The organism is uncultured Desulfobulbus sp., from assembly GCF_963662935.2.
In the GTDB taxonomy this organism is placed as follows: domain Bacteria; phylum Desulfobacterota; class Desulfobulbia; order Desulfobulbales; family Desulfobulbaceae; genus Desulfobulbus.
The window spans coordinates 99,779-113,549 of the sequence record NZ_CAXXTL010000001.1; the positions used below are offsets into that span (position 1 = coordinate 99,779).

General features: G+C 53.4%; 19 protein-coding genes and 1 tRNA gene. 17 read left to right on the top strand and 3 right to left on the bottom strand.

Translation table 11 applies throughout. From position 1 onward, the window contains the following. Positions 1 to 4: 4 nt before the first annotated feature. The 7 genes from ACHZCX_RS00405 to ACHZCX_RS00435 all read left to right on the top strand — a co-directional run bounded on the left by ACHZCX_RS00405 (position 5) and on the right by ACHZCX_RS00435 (position 6,517). Positions 5 to 1,120, top strand: a complete 1,116-nt coding sequence (locus ACHZCX_RS00405) for an ABC transporter permease (RefSeq protein ID WP_319585281.1) — start codon at positions 5 to 7, stop codon at positions 1,118 to 1,120. A gap of 9 nt (positions 1,121 to 1,129) precedes the next feature. Continuing rightward, positions 1,130 to 1,906: an ATP-binding cassette domain-containing protein gene (locus ACHZCX_RS00410; RefSeq protein WP_319585282.1), complete on the top strand. Its 777-nt coding sequence runs from the start codon at positions 1,130 to 1,132 to the stop codon at positions 1,904 to 1,906. Continuing rightward, the gene (locus ACHZCX_RS00415) at positions 1,903 to 2,913 is read left to right on the top strand and encodes an MlaD family protein (protein ID WP_319585283.1); all 1,011 of its coding nucleotides are present in this window, start codon (positions 1,903 to 1,905) and stop codon (positions 2,911 to 2,913) included. Before ACHZCX_RS00410 ends, ACHZCX_RS00415 begins: the two co-directional genes overlap by 4 nt. Then, positions 2,910 to 3,545, top strand: a complete 636-nt coding sequence (locus ACHZCX_RS00420) for a PqiC family protein (protein WP_319585284.1) — start codon at positions 2,910 to 2,912, stop codon at positions 3,543 to 3,545. Before ACHZCX_RS00415 ends, ACHZCX_RS00420 begins: the two co-directional genes overlap by 4 nt. Further along, complete coding sequence (locus ACHZCX_RS00425) at positions 3,542 to 4,024, top strand: DUF3124 domain-containing protein (protein WP_319585285.1); 483 nt, start codon at positions 3,542 to 3,544, stop codon at positions 4,022 to 4,024. The genes ACHZCX_RS00420 and ACHZCX_RS00425 overlap by 4 nt, the downstream gene beginning before the upstream one ends. A 77-nt stretch (positions 4,025 to 4,101) precedes the next feature. Continuing rightward, a complete protein-coding gene (locus ACHZCX_RS00430) occupies positions 4,102 to 4,914 on the top strand; it encodes a transporter substrate-binding domain-containing protein (RefSeq protein ID WP_319585286.1) in 813 nt (270 codons plus the stop codon). A 382-nt stretch (positions 4,915 to 5,296) separates the two neighbouring features. Beyond that, positions 5,297 to 6,517: a tyrosine-type recombinase/integrase gene (locus ACHZCX_RS00435; RefSeq protein WP_319585287.1), complete on the top strand. Its 1,221-nt coding sequence runs from the start codon at positions 5,297 to 5,299 to the stop codon at positions 6,515 to 6,517. Here the strand turns inward: ACHZCX_RS00435 and ACHZCX_RS00440 are convergent. Beyond that, positions 6,489 to 7,082 (bottom strand): hypothetical protein, encoded by a 594-nt coding sequence (locus tag ACHZCX_RS00440; protein WP_319585288.1) that lies wholly within the window; start codon positions 7,080 to 7,082, stop codon positions 6,489 to 6,491. The two genes, ACHZCX_RS00435 and ACHZCX_RS00440, sit on opposite strands and share 29 nt — an antisense overlap. Before the next feature lie 138 nt (positions 7,083 to 7,220). On the opposite strand from ACHZCX_RS00440, the gene ACHZCX_RS00445 reads away from it, so the two are divergent. The 10 genes from ACHZCX_RS00445 to ACHZCX_RS00490 all read left to right on the top strand — a co-directional run bounded on the left by ACHZCX_RS00445 (position 7,221) and on the right by ACHZCX_RS00490 (position 12,980). Further along, the gene (locus ACHZCX_RS00445; RefSeq protein WP_319585289.1) at positions 7,221 to 7,502 is read left to right on the top strand and encodes an AlpA family phage regulatory protein; all 282 of its coding nucleotides are present in this window, start codon (positions 7,221 to 7,223) and stop codon (positions 7,500 to 7,502) included. A gap of 3 nt (positions 7,503 to 7,505) precedes the next feature. Further along, positions 7,506 to 7,778, top strand: a complete 273-nt coding sequence (locus ACHZCX_RS00450; RefSeq protein ID WP_319585290.1) for a helix-turn-helix domain-containing protein — start codon at positions 7,506 to 7,508, stop codon at positions 7,776 to 7,778. 876 nt (positions 7,779 to 8,654) lie between these two features. Continuing rightward, a complete protein-coding gene (locus tag ACHZCX_RS00455; RefSeq protein WP_319585291.1) occupies positions 8,655 to 9,032 on the top strand; it encodes an OB-fold nucleic acid binding domain-containing protein in 378 nt (125 codons plus the stop codon). A gap of 63 nt (positions 9,033 to 9,095) precedes the next feature. Beyond that, positions 9,096 to 9,320, top strand: a complete 225-nt coding sequence (locus ACHZCX_RS00460; protein WP_319585292.1) for a hypothetical protein — start codon at positions 9,096 to 9,098, stop codon at positions 9,318 to 9,320. Then, on the top strand, positions 9,317 to 9,568 hold the full coding sequence (locus ACHZCX_RS00465; RefSeq protein WP_319585293.1) for a hypothetical protein: 252 nt from the start codon (positions 9,317 to 9,319) through the stop codon (positions 9,566 to 9,568). Before ACHZCX_RS00460 ends, ACHZCX_RS00465 begins: the two co-directional genes overlap by 4 nt. A 4-nt stretch (positions 9,569 to 9,572) precedes the next feature. Then, positions 9,573 to 10,196, top strand: a complete 624-nt coding sequence (locus ACHZCX_RS00470; RefSeq protein WP_319585294.1) for a hypothetical protein — start codon at positions 9,573 to 9,575, stop codon at positions 10,194 to 10,196. A gap of 2 nt (positions 10,197 to 10,198) precedes the next feature. Continuing rightward, entirely contained in the window at positions 10,199 to 10,540 is a 342-nt protein-coding gene (locus ACHZCX_RS00475) for an HGGxSTG domain-containing protein (RefSeq protein ID WP_319585295.1), read from the top strand. Positions 10,541 to 10,574: 34 nt separating this feature from the next. Next, complete coding sequence (locus ACHZCX_RS00480) at positions 10,575 to 12,080, top strand: lytic transglycosylase domain-containing protein (protein WP_319585296.1); 1,506 nt, start codon at positions 10,575 to 10,577, stop codon at positions 12,078 to 12,080. Positions 12,081 to 12,091: 11 nt separating this feature from the next. Beyond that, positions 12,092 to 12,370 carry a hypothetical protein gene (locus ACHZCX_RS00485; protein ID WP_319585297.1) on the top strand — a complete coding sequence of 93 codons (279 nt, stop codon included), beginning with the start codon at positions 12,092 to 12,094 and terminating at the stop codon, positions 12,368 to 12,370. Between the two features lie 163 nt (positions 12,371 to 12,533). Next, positions 12,534 to 12,980 carry a hypothetical protein gene (locus ACHZCX_RS00490; RefSeq protein ID WP_319585298.1) on the top strand — a complete coding sequence of 149 codons (447 nt, stop codon included), beginning with the start codon at positions 12,534 to 12,536 and terminating at the stop codon, positions 12,978 to 12,980. Between the two features lie 192 nt (positions 12,981 to 13,172). On the opposite strand, the gene ACHZCX_RS00495 is transcribed toward ACHZCX_RS00490, so the two are convergent. Together ACHZCX_RS00495 and ACHZCX_RS00500 are read right to left on the bottom strand one after the other, a co-directional pair. Continuing rightward, positions 13,173 to 13,249, bottom strand: a tRNA-Pro gene (locus tag ACHZCX_RS00495). A gap of 61 nt (positions 13,250 to 13,310) precedes the next feature. Further along, a complete protein-coding gene (locus ACHZCX_RS00500) occupies positions 13,311 to 13,700 on the bottom strand; it encodes a MerR family transcriptional regulator (protein WP_319585299.1) in 390 nt (129 codons plus the stop codon). Positions 13,701 to 13,771: the final 71 nt, after the last annotated feature.

Here is a 13,771-nt window from a genome sequence, read left to right on the forward strand (position 1 = left end):
CCTCATGGCTCAACAACCGATTTTCACCCTCCAGCGCCCGCAAACGGAGCAGCTTGTCGTTCAACTCGGCGGCGCCTGGACCCTGCACACCGATCCGCCCGCCCCAACTGAATTGCTTGCGGCGATGGACGGCACTCTCCTTCACCTGGCCTTTTCCTGCGAACAACTGGAAGACTGGGACACCCGATTGCTGATCTTTCTCAAAACCGTCATTACCGCTGCCCGGCAACACCAAGTCGAGATCGACTGCACCGGCTTGCCGCCAGGGGCTGAGCGGCTGCTGTTGCTCTCCGAGGCGGTTCCCGAAAAAACGACTTACTCGACTGCCGCTCACGATTTCTGGGTGACGCGGATCGGCCGCGCTGCCATCGGCCACTTCTCCCAGATTCGGGAGACGGCTACCTTCACCGGCGAAATCATCCTGGCCTTTGTCAGCCTCCTCGTTGGCAAATCTCCGTTTCGGGCCCGCGATTTTTTTTATTTTGTTCAGACCTGCGGGGCGGAATCGCTGCCGATCGTCAGCCTCATCTCCGTTCTGGTGGGCGTTATTCTCTCCTTCGTTGGCGCAGTGCAGTTGCAGATGTTCGGAGCGCAGATCTACGTGGCCAACCTGGTCGGGCTGGGTATGGTGCTGGAGATGGGCGCCCTGATGAGCGGGGTCATCGTCGCCGGTCGCATCGGCGCAGCCTATGCGGCCCAACTGGGCACCATGCAGGTCAACGAAGAAATCGACGCCCTGCGTACGATCGGTATCTCGCCGGTGGGTTTTCTGGTCCTGCCTCGGATGCTCGCCTTGATGCTCATGCTGCCGTTGCTCTGTGTCTATGCTGACATTATGGGCATTCTCGGCGGCTCGGTGATCGGGGTGACCATGCTCGATCTGTCGCTGGTGGAATATTTGGAACAGACCCGAAAGACCCTTCACCTCAGCCAGTGCGGCCAGGGTCTGATGAAGAGTTCGGTGTTCGGGGTGCTTATCGGTTACGCGGGCTGCCTGCGCGGCATGCAGTGCGGCCGCAGTGCCCTGGCCGTGGGTGAGGCCACCACTTCGGCGGTGGTGACCTCGATTGTTTTGATCGTGGTCTCGGACTCGATCATCACCTTCATCATCAACATGTAGCCTGATGCCATGACCGCCTCCACCCCGGCAATCACCGTTAAGGCGCTGACCATGGCCTACGGCAGTTTCGTTCTCCAGAGGGATCTGGACTTCACCATACCTCAGGGCGATATCTTCGTGATCATGGGGGGCAACGGCTGTGGCAAATCCACCCTGCTTCGCCACATGCTCGGCTTGAAAGCACCGGCGAGCGGCTCCATCTGGTACGGCGAGGAAAACTTCTGGGAACTCCCCGATGAAGGCCAAGCCAGGATTCTCCGCAAGACCGGCATCCTCTACCAGACCGGTGCCCTGTGGAGCTCGATGACGCTGGCCGAAAACATTGCCCTGCCGCTGTTGCACTATACCGACCTGCCGCCCGCGATCATCCTGGAGCTGGTGTCTTTCAAGCTGTCACTGGTCGGTTTGGCCGGATTTGAAGAATTCTATCCGGCCGAACTTTCCGGCGGCATGCGCAAACGGGCCTCTCTGGCCCGAGCGATCGCCCTTGATCCGGATATTCTTTTTTTTGACGAACCTTCGGCAGGGCTTGATCCGATCAGCGCCCGCATTCTTGACGAGTTGATCCTGGAACTCCGGGAAAGCCTGGGTGCAACACTGGTCGTGGTCACCCATGATCTGGCCTCGATCTACACCATCGCCACCAACTCGGTTTTCCTTGATGGTGACAGTAAAACCATGCTGGCAACAGGGGATCCCAAGACCTTGCTGCGGGAATGCACAGATGCAACGGTGCTCAATTTTCTCACCCGGGGGACCGGAAATCGGGAGGTCAGAACGGTTTGAGCAAAAAAGCCAATCCCACCATCGTCGGCGCCTTTGTATTGGTCGCCATCGTCCTGACGGTTGCGGCCATCATCGTTCTGGGTAAGATCAAACTCAAGGATGACAAATTGCGCTGTGTCGCCTTTTTCACCGGCTCCCTCTATGGCCTCGATATCGGTGCGCCGGTCACATTCCGAGGAGTCACCATCGGCCGAGTCAGTCAAATCCGGATCAATTTCGACAAAGAGCAAAACAACTATATCATTCCGGTGTACGTCGACATCGAACAGTCACCAGAACTGGATGGCAACCGGTCTGAAAGCCGGCAACCAGAAAATATTCGCAAAATGATGCAGGAGCTGATTGGTCAAGGATTGCGGGCGCAACTTAAAATCAGCAGCTTGCTGACCGCCAAACTCTATATTGACTTGGCCATTTATCCGAACACCGAGCTCCAGTTGCGCGGCAAAAACTCTGGCCTGATCGAAATTCCGACCATGCCCTCGGGCATGGAACAGATCACCCAGAAGCTGGAGAGTCTACCGCTCAATGAAATTCTCAATAAAACCGCCATCGCTCTCGACGGTATTAACAGCATCATTAACTCCAAGGAGACTAGGAACGTCCTGGGTTCTCTGGAATCCACCCTGGGGCGGCTCAACACCCTCCTAGGGCACGCTGATGCTGAATTTCCCGCCCTGGCCGCCGAATTGAAGAAAGGGCTGACCAATTTTGCCACGCTCTCTGTCACGGCCAACACCCTCCTGCACACTGCGGACAAGGAACTGCCGGGCATGAGCGCCGAGCTCAAACACCTCTTGACGGGCCTCAACGCCACAGCCGGCTCCTTAACAAAAACATTGAACAATGTCGAACAACTGACCGCGAAGGATTCCCTCCTTGCCTACCAGGTTGCCAGTTCTCTGCGGGAGATCGAACGGGCGGCCGCTTCCATCAGGCAACTGACCGATTACCTGCAGCAAAAACCCAATGCCCTGCTCTTCGGTCAGGGGGAGGACACACCATGAACTTCAGCCTGCCCGCCGCGAGTACCCTGTGGCCGCTTCTTGTCTGCGCTCTTTTGCTCAGCGGTTGCCTTGCGCCAACGACCACCAACACCCTCTACACCCTGCAACCGATCCGTCAGCAGCCCTTGGGGCGCGAATTCAGTGACTTCAAGGAGATTATCCTGCTCATGCCGGTCCAGCTAGCACCGCATCTCCAGGGACGCGGCCTGATCAATCAACGCTTTTCCGGTGAAGCCAGCGCCTCAGCCAACCACCTTTGGGCCGGACCGCTCGATCAGCAGATTGGGCAGCAGGTTGTATCCAATCTCAAGGATTTATTGGCCACCGACAATGTCGCCGTCTATCCCGGCCCGCGTTTTGGGGTCATCGGCTATCAATTGGAGGTTGAAATGAACGAGTTCAGCGGCAACGACGGCTCCTTCACGACCACCGCCGTCTACACCCTGAGCAACACCACCAATAAGGCCATCCTCCAGCGAAAAACATTTCGGCAGACGCAGCCCATCGACAAGCGAGATTATTCCGGCTATGTTACAAGCGCGTCCCAGGCAATTGCCGATCTGAGCAAAGAGGCCGCCACCGCCCTGCTGGCTGCTCGCCGCTCCCAACCCACACTTCCTGTACGCCCATGAAAACTGCTCGCGTTGCCCTGTTCGTTTATGTCCTGCTGGCCCTCACCCATCCGGCGACGGCTGATGTCTTATCCAAATGGCTCAACCAGACCGTTTATGTGCCCATCTATTCGCACATCTACGCCGATGACCGCTACCGCGACACCCCCTTTCTCCTGACCGCAACCCTCAGCATCCGCAACACCGATCCGAACCGGCCGTTCACCTTGAAGAAGGTGAGCTATTACGATTCCAACGGTGCGCTTCTCAAAGAGTACCTGGAGAAACCCACGACCATCGAACCACTGGGATCCACCCGGTATATCGTCCCGGAATCCGAGTCCAAAGGCGGCTCAGGTGCTAAATTTCTGGTGGAGTGGGAGGCCGGGTCCGCGGTTGTTGAACCAATCATCGAGTCCGTGATGATCGGCACCAAGATGCAGCAAGGCATCTCCTTTATCTCCACCGGCCGGGTGATCAAAGGGACCCCGGCTCGTTAAAGGAACGCGTAAATCTTGAGCAAAATTTTATTTTAGCAAAAGTGCGGTACAGCCCAAGCCCCTACCAAGGAATATCCATGTCTCGTTTGTCCCGCTCCCTACTCTTACTCGCTGCTGTCGTTGCCCTGAGCGGTTGCCATCCCGCCAAAACAAAGGGGCTGCTCGGCACTCTCATGGATTCGGACCACCTCAGGGTGGGGATTGCTGTAGATTCTCCGCCGCTGGCTTATAAACAAGACGATGTGATCACCGGCCTGGAAGCTCGATTTGCCGCCGGCCTGGCCACGTTTGCCGGTAGAAAGCTGAAATTGGTGGAGTTGCCGCGTGAAGGGTTGGCCAAGGCCCTGCTGGAAGGGAAGGTTGACATCGTTATGGCCGGAATGACCGAGACCGAAGTGCACAAGCAACAATTGGCGGCCACCAACCCATATCTGATCTCCGGCCAGGTTGCGCTTGTTCACCTTGATGATTTCAAACAGTTGGGCACCGGCCCTGCCAACCTCAGTGGGAAAAACGTGCGGCTCGGCGTTGTCGGTGACAGTTCCGGTGAAAACCTGATCCGGGGTCTCAAGCCCAAAGGCACTACCAACCGTTTTGCTGCAGCGCCCGAGGCCGTGCAGGCCTTGATTGCCGACACCATCGATGCCTTTATCTTTGATCTGCCCGCCAATTTCTATTACGCCTCGCTCTACGTCGACAAGGGGCTGACCCCCGGCGCCACGCCCATGACCCGCGAACCGCTGGTTTGGGCCGTTCTTCCCGACGATGTCGAGATGCGAAAGACAGCCAACGCCTATCTGGACGAGATCGAAAAAAGCGGCGCCCTCCAGATTATAATCGAACGCTCGATCCCCTTCTACCGCAACACCGCTTACAGCCCCAAGCTGTAACCTCCTGGCGGTGGGCTGATGCGAATGGCCGTGGGCGGCCCCGGACAACAAGAAGAGACTGCCTCGCTCAGCGGTCCGCTGATCAAGTCAGACCATAGCGCGGTCGAAAAAAAAGGGGTTAAGCACTTTGTGCAGTGCTTAACCCCTTGATTTTACTGGTCGGAACGAGAAGATTTGAACTTCCGGCCCCCTGAACCCCATGCACTTGCCACCATGTTTCTCCTCTGTTTTTCCCTTCCCGTAACGTTTCAAAAGTAATTGACTTGTCGATAAAATATTGCTATTTATCTGTTCATATCTATTCGCTGTTTTTTGCCTCAAATGGAAGCGATTTTGTACCCCATTTTGTACCCCGAATTTTAAAGAATAGACAGGTGATAGCATGGCACTCAGCGACCTCCAAATTAAGAAACTGACCCCTAAGGCAGAGCGTTTTGAAGTGGCGGATGGTAACGGGCTTTCCCTGCGAATCATGCCGACAGGGACCCGCTCATGGATTCTAAGATATATGGTCGACGGGAAAGCCCGTCGGCTCACCCTGGGAACATATCCCGCACTTTCGCTATCTGGTGCCCGTGAACAGGCAGCAAAGGAACACCTGAATATTCAACAGGGGATCGATCCCGTGGAGAAGAAAAAGGAAGCCAAGGCCACCAGGAAGGCGGCCCCCACTGTAACAGACCTCTTCAATGAATTTTGGGAGATTGAGTTGCAGCACAAGAAATCAGGGCAGGAACAAAAACGGCTCATTGTCAAAGACGCCTTGGCCGCCTGGGGAACCCGCAAGGCTGGGACCATCACCCGGCGGGATGCCGTTCTATTGGTGGATGATGTGCGGTTACGCGCACCCATTACGGCGAACCGCTTGCAAGGTGTCCTTGTGCGAATGTTCAACTTTGCCGCTGAGCGCGGTGTACTGGAACATTCCCCCTTGACCGGCATGAGGAAGAAGGCGGAACAGGCCCGGCAGCGTGTTTTGAACGATGAAGAGATAAAGCTCTTGTGGCAGGCCCTCGACCTCGACAACAAGACGATGGACGCTTACCGGGTAACAAAGCTGGCGTTAAAAATGATACTGCTTACCGGCCAGCGGCCCGGGGAAGTCTGCGGCATGACCTGGGCAGAGATCGACGCGGCAGGCTGCTGGAACATTCCCGGCGAACGGAGAAAGGGCAAGGACGCACAGAGCGTGCCGCTTACTGACATGGCCCTTAAGGTCATCGAGCAGGCCCGGGTATATTCCGGTCAAAGTCCGTTCGTGTTCACCAGCTCGTACAAGCCCACTGAACCCATGACTTCACATGCCCTTTCCAAGGCCATATTGAGACATTGGGAGAAGATTGGTATCGAAGTGTCTTTCACCCCGCATGATTTGCGCCGAACCCTACGCACCCGGCTTGCCGAGCTGGGAATCGACGACGTGACAGCCGAGCAGGTTCTAGGCCATAAGATTATGGGTATTGCCGGGGTTTACAACCGACATGGGTACGACAACGAGAAGCGCCAGGCCCTTGAGAAATGGGCGCGGAAGTTGCGGCAGATCGTCGGGATTGAAGAGCCGGAAACGGGTAAGGTTATCCCTCTTCGGCGGGCGGTGGGGTGATTGTTTTTAAATATTGATCCACGGATTTCTGGAATGATCCTTCACCAAAATATTGTTCATAATATTCAACAGACAATTTCTGACCATATTTTTCAAAAACCCTTAACACCTCTAACCCTTCACTTTGGTTATTTGCTGGGATAGCAAGAAAAGCATCAACTAGCCTCTTGTAATTCACCATTTTCCCCAGCGTGGTAAGTTCTCGCTGTGTGGTTTTATGCGCTGAAAGCATCTCATCCCAGGCGAGGCCTAATTTTCTTAAACGCTCGATTTCTTCTTCATAGCTTAAGTTCTTCACGCCATCCGGCAATTGTGGATTTCCACATAACCAATGGGCACTTACCCCCAAATACTCCCCCATTTTGACCACAAAGTTCTCCCGGAGCGGTTTGCTTCGACCGAAAACCTGCCCGACGTAAGCAGGCGTAAACCCGGTTTGCTTGCCGATACGGGTGAACACCCCATGCTGGCCCCATTCCCCACGCACGCGCAGTGCTTCGATTATTTTTTCGAGCACAATATTCTGATTTTCTTCATCATTTAAAAATTCAGGTAGTGTTTGCATGTTTTTTCGTTGCAATCCGTCTCAGTTTATCTTAGTTTTAAAACAGTCTCAGCTTAGATTTGTTTTTCATGTTGATTTTTTTTTACCCTATAGCGGCCAATGGCGCAATCTAAACCACAACACAAAGAGGAACCAAAAATGACCAAGACCATCACACACGAAGCAGTGGAACCGCAACAAAAGGGGTCCCGGGTATTACGCCGGGCAGCAGAACGCGGAAAGGCGACCCCGGCAGAATCAGACCGGATTGTCAGAAAGCCCGAGTTATTTGGTATCGTCGGCATGAGCGACACCAGCGTATGGAGGATGGAGGCGGCCGGCCAATTTCCCAAACGCCTTCGCCTTGGGGGGAGTGCCTGCGGCTGGTTGCTTTCCGAAATCAACGAGTGGCTTGCTGAGCGAGCAGCAGCGCGGGGTTGAACCATGACAGCAAAAACAAACAATGTCGATTCTGCATCAATTCAATCTTCAACAGCTCACCGCCAGCGGCAACGCATTCTTGAACATCTCAAGTATTCGACGTTGACCACCTTGCACGCAAGGGAACAGCTCGACATCATGCATCCTTCAATGCGTGTTCTCGAATTGAAACGGCGGGGCCACAACATCCGAACCGAATGGACAACCGAACATTCAGCCGGCGGGTCACGTCATCGTATCGCCCGGTACATCCTTGAGGCCGCTGCAGATGAATAAACCCTGCGGCGGTTCGCATCACCAGCCCCAAACAGAAACCCCTCGAGTCTCAAAGAGAACCCACCCGGACCTTGCATGGTCCGGCCGGGAAAAGGGGTTTTGGGTTTTTGATGAACTCCCGCAGTCTGATGCTTTCCGGACTCTCTCGAAGACGGAAAGCGACATTCTCCTTTTTATCCTGTCACGGCGAAAATATCCCAGCAAGAGAGCCAAGAAAGCCCCCCTTGATTTTTGGGCACCATTGAACGGCCATGACATGAGAATCCCCCAAGTTGCCATAATGGAATTTTTCGGCAGGATGAAGGAACCTCCGCCGGTATCAAGCACGATCACCAGGGCGATCAATAGCCTTATGCATCGTGGATTTCTGGAGCCTGTAACCATCGGTGGCCGGGGAAAGGGTGACATGAGTGTTTACCGGCTGACACATGATTGGCGAATCTGGAAAAAGGGAGATCCGCCAGTCTACACTAAGGCCGGGATGAGCAACGCAAAAGGGTTTTGCATTCCCGGCAGTGGGACGTTCTGCCCAGCTCGAAAATTAGAAAAGGGGTGCGAACTCGCATGAGAACCTTACATGCGAACTCGCACGAGAAGGACCATGAAATTCTATTCTTCTCATGCGAACTCGCAGTAGTAAGAAAATGGACGAAAACCAAGGCGGGGCAAAGGATTGCGGGCAGATTTGCACCTAAGTGCAAAAACACCCCTTACTACTGCGAACTCGCATGTACTTAATTTAAGCCATACCATGAAGATTTCCAGCAGGCCTTTCAACCCTTTCAATGGTGAGAAAATGAGGGTGAAAACGCGGGCGGCCCTTCATCGGTAAAAATTTGTTGAGAAGATTTGGCCGCAAGGATGGGAGAAAACGAGATGAACTACATCAATGAAACGAAGCTCGCCGGAACAGTAGACCGCATCCGCCCAATATCGACAAAGACCGGCGCTACCATGTGTGAAGTCATCCTGAAGATTCGCCAGGACCGGTTCAGGGTGACCGCTTTTAAGAATGTGGCTGAGTCCATCCTTTCCCGAATCAGTGCCGGGGATCGACTGAGCGTCACCGGTACGCTGTCGCCCTCGAGTTGGAAGGATGAGTCGACCGGCGAGTGGCGCAACTCTTTTGCTGTCCAGGCGTGGGCGGTGGAGATCGATGGTGAGAAGATCACTTATCAGCGAGAAGAGCGCCAAGGTGAACCCGCAAACCGAGACAAAGAGGCATTCACGGCGCAAGACGGCGATCCGTTTTGACAGCAAGAAATCTATCAACACCCAGTGCAACCGGGACAATCAATCAATAAGGAGATTTTGAACATGGAAGCAAAAATCGGTACCGCCATCGTAGATAGAAAATTCGACAACACCGATTTCCGTAACAGGCTTGACTTTGCCAAAAATGTGGCTTGGGGATTTGCAGCGGCAGAAAGGGAGGGAACCCCGCCCACAGATACGGCCCTTGATGTCTTGGGTTTCTTCTTGGCGGAGCTGCAGGAAGAGTTTGAACTGATAAGAACCGAAAAACAAGAGGTGTCGGCATGACAAACGAAACGGCTAGGGAGGCAGCACAAAAAGCCTATGACATCGTAAACGATCAAAAGTTCCTACTCGGGCTGATGAAAGACGCGGCCTTAGCTTTCCGTGACTTCCGAGACTGGGAAGGGGTGAAGGGTATAAGCGCCAGCATTGGCCACACTGAGGAAGCCCTTGCCACCGTCCTGGAAACCCTGAAACCATTAACCGAAAATAATCAACCAACTGGCGATCCCGCGCCCGGGCTAACCTCTTGAGGATATGATGGCAAAAAAAGAAGCCTTACCCCAACCTGAAGAAAAGCAGGAGGTGGCAAAATACGAACCGACAGCCCAAGAACGGGAAGCACGGGCGGCTTTGCGGAAAGCTATACGTTCAAAACTACCAGCACCAACAGTCAAAGTCACAGGAAACAAGTGGGAAGTTGACCACCCGGATTACATAACGGGCCTTGTTCAATTATCAAGCTCCATGGGGACCACTTCTTTTATTTTTGCCCATGGCATTGTGGATCAACTCATAAACGCCGCTTCACATGGGAAAGAAATAGACCAGAGCTCGGTGAATTTCGCCCTTGCGGTAATTGATGGGATCAAGCCGAAGGATGGGCTGGAAACCATGCTTGCGGCACAGATGGCAGCCGTTCACGCGGCAGTGATGACCCAAGCCCGGCGCATGGCCAATTCGGAAACCATCCCCCAGCAGGACAGCAACGAGCGGGCATTGAACAAGCTGGCCCGAACATTCACCACTCAAATGGAGACCTTGAAGCGATACCGCACCGGCGGCGAGCAGAAAGTGACCGTTCACCATGTGACAGTCAATGAGGGCGGCCAAGCGATCGTAGGGACTGTGGAGCGAGCCGGGGACAGGGGGGAGGGGTGAGTATGGAAAACAACCTTTACCCCATGCCACGGGCATTCTGCGGTGCAAAGACGCGCTCAGGAGGCTCATGCAGGCAACCCGCCATGCAGAACGGACGGTGTAGGCTCCACGGCGGCAAGAGCCTATCAGGCAAAGACCATGGCCGGTACAAGCACGGGCGGTTTACCAAGGCAGCGAAAGAAGAGAGGCGACGGCTTGCGGCGCTTCTGCGGGAAGTGAAAGGCACAATGAAGCTGTGTGATACTCAACAGCGAATCACGGACGAAATCGACAAATGCACAACCTTAAAAGGCCACCATACCCTTTCAAAGATCATCCTGGCGGCAAAGGAAAATTTGCTTTGAACAGCACCACAAAAACGAGAAGAGGTGAACAACTATGTCACAAACAGAAGTAATAAGAGAATTTTTAGTGCGGCTCGGATTCAAAGTCGATCAAAAAAGCCTTAACGATTTCTCATCCGGCGTCGAAGGCGCGACCAAGGCTGTCGAGGCGCTGGTGAGTACAGTTGTGGGAGCATCCCTTGCCATTGGTGCCGGGGTGACGGCGTTCGCCGCGGGCCTCGACCAGATGTATTTTTCATCCAAACGGGTGAACGAAAATATCTCCGACCTAAAAGCCTTTGGCAATGCGGCCAAGAATTTTGGTGTTGATGCGGGCGAAGCCGCGTCCAATATCGAGAGTTTTGCAGGGAAGATGCGGAACCAGCCGGGGTTTGAAAGCTGGTTGCAAAGCCTGGGAATCAACACCCGGAACAACGGGGTACTGCGAGACACCGCCGACCTGATGGTTGACTTGGGCCGGTCGCTCGAAAAGTACGATCCGTACATGCGCAAGCAGTTTTCCGATCAGGCCGGGCTGTCCGAGCGCATGATGCTCGGTTTAGTCAATCCTGAGTTTAAGGGAGAGTTCAACAAGCAGCGGGGCATGACCGGCGACCTGGACGAAGCAGGAGAAGCAGCACGCAAGTTCAACGTCGAACTGCAAGACCTCGAAAACACCATCAAGAAGGCGCTGTTGCCGGTCATGGTGAGCTTGACCAAGATCACGGGGGAACAGTTCGCCGACGCTTCCGGATGGGCGACAAAAAACGCTGACGGCCTTGCCAATGCGGCCAATGGTGTTGCTGAAGCAGTTGTAAACGCCGGGAAAATAATTATCCCCATCCTTGGGGCTATCTATGATCTTTTTAAGGGAATTTACGACATGGGGTACAAGACGGGTGAAGTAATCAATAACGCTTTGCCTACCGGGTGGGGCGACAAGATCGGAGAGGGTACGAACTGGTGGTTTGAGAAGTTGGGCATCGCCGACACTGTTTATGACATGGCAACCGGCAGCAAGACCGCCCCAGCCAATGCCGCCCCATCCAGGACCACCACGCAATCAGACAAGGCCGCTTACCTTGAGGGGCTGGACAAGAAATATGGGCTTCCCCCTGGCACCCTCTATAAATATTGGATGGCCGAATCTGCCGGTGGGCAGCGTATGCTTTCCCCCAAAGGGGCCGAGGGCCATTTCCAGTTTATGCCAGGAACAGCCAAGGAATACGGAGTCAATAACCCGTACAACTTTGAGGAGTCAGCCGATGGCGCGGGCCGGTATATCAGCAACCTGAAAAAGAAGTACGGCGGCGACATGCGCACGGCAGCGGCGGCGTGGAATTGGGGGCCGGGGAATGTTGACCGGTACGGCCTGGGCCACGCGCCATCTGAAACCAAAGGGTTTATGGACAAGGTGGCCGGTGGCGTGAACGTCAACCAGACCACCACCATCAACGTCAATGGCGCGGGCGATCCGGCAGCAGTCGGGCGAGAGGTGGCACGCCAGCAAAACTATGTAAATGCCGACATCCCTCGAAACATGAAAACAGCGGTGCAATAATGGAGAACAGCATGAGTGACCAGATTACCGTCACGTTGACCAAGGAGCAGGCCACGGCAATCAATGAATTTAGAAGAAAGACGGTGTTGGAGGTGGAAGATAAGCTGGCCTTTTTGGCCGATGTTTATAAAGAGTTGCCGGAAGGCTTTACACTGTCCGGGCCGGGGCAGGCGGGGCTTGGGTTTATACTCAGCGGAATGAGTGTGGAAGTATGCCAAGCCGAAGAAATTCTATGGCCGATCTTCAACCAATTGCCGGGAGGGAAGTGGCAACCAGCCAGCAACATATAACCGGGCGGGCCTTCTCGGAAACGGGTGAACCTTTTTTATTTTTGTGGCCATGTGGTATGATCCACACCATCAAAGCAACCCAAGTTCCTATTGCTCGATAGTAATAGGAACTTGGGCAGTACACTCCAAGGTAATTCCACTGAAATGAAAGGATCAGGCTAAAATGAAAAAAATATCAGCAATTTTTCTCACTTTCTTGTTAACCATCATTATTTGCAGCGCGGCTGTATCTGGTCAAAAACCGAAGATAGTTTACAAATACGACAACTTTGCTCAACCAACCGGAGTGAAGGCTATTATAGATATAGAAGAGACAGATACGCAGTGCGATCAAAGAATAGCGTTGATTACAGTTGAAGAGGTTCTCTATGAAGGATCGAGCGAACAGGTAGAAGGGTTCAGGGCAAAATTAAGTTCAGACAAAATTGATTATTTGTTTTCAATATACAACAACAAAGCTATTTATGAGAATCTCCCAAACGCTGCCAGAAGAGATGTTTTACAATTAATAAACAAAGGTTCAAATCTGTTGGTTGACTATCAGGTGTGTGGGAGTGGAGGTTTTTTTTCTGTTAGGAATATCTTCTCAGCCAGGTTTGTGAATAAATAAAAAGGCGGCAAAAAAATGATGGCCTCGTAAACCACCCGGAGTCACGCAGAAAATCCCCACCCCCCGACCGGCTTGCTGGCGGGGGATTTTTTTTTGTCCCAAGCGGGGACGATTTTGTACCCCATTTTGTACCCCGTCAAAACTAGAGCATAAAAAAAGGGCTACGAGAATATCGTAACCCTTTGATTTTACTGGTCGGAACGAGAAGATTTGAACTTCCGGCCCCCTGAACCCCATTCAGGTGCGCTACCAGGCTGCGCTACGTTCCGAAAAATGTGAAGAGTATGTAGCATTTAACACTATCAGCTGTCAACCCTTAGTTACGAATGTTTAGTCTGCCCCGGAGAGTCGCGTTAATATTTCTCGCAGTTCATGTTTAATCTGCAGGAGAATGGAGTCGTCCTTCGGCAAAGAGGCTTGGTAAGCTTTTTTCTCTAGTTCGCTCTGTGAATCCCTGTTCAGATTTTTGAGGTATTTTTTCGCACCGGAAATGGTATACCCTTCGTCATGGAGCAACCCCTTGATTCGAAGGAGGTTTTCCACGTCCTGCCGCCGGTACAACCGCTGCTTGGATTTGCCTCGAAACGGTTTGATCAACGAAAACTCCGATTCCCAGTACCGCAGCACATGAGTATCCACGCCTACCAGATGACTGACCTCGCCTATCCGGAAGTACACCTTGTCAGGTATCTGTGGGGAATCTGGAGTCGATCGTTTCACATCAAAGAGTTGACCTTGTCCACGTCGCTATACGCGTATTTACCCCTTAGCCACTGAACAGAAAAATGAAT

Excerpts from the sequence above, each read along its gene's own strand:
- ACHZCX_RS00470 (WP_319585294.1), top strand. The coding sequence starts at position 9,573 with ATGATGGCAAAAAAAGAAGCCTTACCCCAACCTGAAGAAAAGCAGGAG.
- ACHZCX_RS00445 (WP_319585289.1), top strand. The coding sequence starts at position 7,221 with ATGACCAAGACCATCACACACGAAGCAGTGGAACCGCAACAAAAGGGG.
- ACHZCX_RS00485 (WP_319585297.1), top strand. The coding sequence starts at position 12,092 with ATGAGTGACCAGATTACCGTCACGTTGACCAAGGAGCAGGCCACGGCA.
- ACHZCX_RS00450 (WP_319585290.1), top strand. The coding sequence starts at position 7,506 with ATGACAGCAAAAACAAACAATGTCGATTCTGCATCAATTCAATCTTCA.
- ACHZCX_RS00430 (WP_319585286.1), top strand. The coding sequence starts at position 4,102 with ATGTCTCGTTTGTCCCGCTCCCTACTCTTACTCGCTGCTGTCGTTGCC.
- ACHZCX_RS00405 (WP_319585281.1), top strand. The coding sequence starts at position 5 with ATGGCTCAACAACCGATTTTCACCCTCCAGCGCCCGCAAACGGAGCAG.
- ACHZCX_RS00420 (WP_319585284.1), top strand. The coding sequence starts at position 2,910 with ATGAACTTCAGCCTGCCCGCCGCGAGTACCCTGTGGCCGCTTCTTGTC.
- ACHZCX_RS00455 (WP_319585291.1), top strand. The coding sequence starts at position 8,655 with ATGAACTACATCAATGAAACGAAGCTCGCCGGAACAGTAGACCGCATC.
- ACHZCX_RS00480 (WP_319585296.1), top strand. The coding sequence starts at position 10,575 with ATGTCACAAACAGAAGTAATAAGAGAATTTTTAGTGCGGCTCGGATTC.
- ACHZCX_RS00425 (WP_319585285.1), top strand. The coding sequence starts at position 3,542 with ATGAAAACTGCTCGCGTTGCCCTGTTCGTTTATGTCCTGCTGGCCCTC.
- ACHZCX_RS00465 (WP_319585293.1), top strand. The coding sequence starts at position 9,317 with ATGACAAACGAAACGGCTAGGGAGGCAGCACAAAAAGCCTATGACATC.
- ACHZCX_RS00475 (WP_319585295.1), top strand. The coding sequence starts at position 10,199 with ATGGAAAACAACCTTTACCCCATGCCACGGGCATTCTGCGGTGCAAAG.
- ACHZCX_RS00435 (WP_319585287.1), top strand. The coding sequence starts at position 5,297 with ATGGCACTCAGCGACCTCCAAATTAAGAAACTGACCCCTAAGGCAGAG.
- ACHZCX_RS00440 (WP_319585288.1), bottom strand. The coding sequence starts at position 7,082 with ATGCAAACACTACCTGAATTTTTAAATGATGAAGAAAATCAGAATATT.
- ACHZCX_RS00460 (WP_319585292.1), top strand. The coding sequence starts at position 9,096 with ATGGAAGCAAAAATCGGTACCGCCATCGTAGATAGAAAATTCGACAAC.
- ACHZCX_RS00490 (WP_319585298.1), top strand. The coding sequence starts at position 12,534 with ATGAAAAAAATATCAGCAATTTTTCTCACTTTCTTGTTAACCATCATT.
- ACHZCX_RS00410 (WP_319585282.1), top strand. The coding sequence starts at position 1,130 with ATGACCGCCTCCACCCCGGCAATCACCGTTAAGGCGCTGACCATGGCC.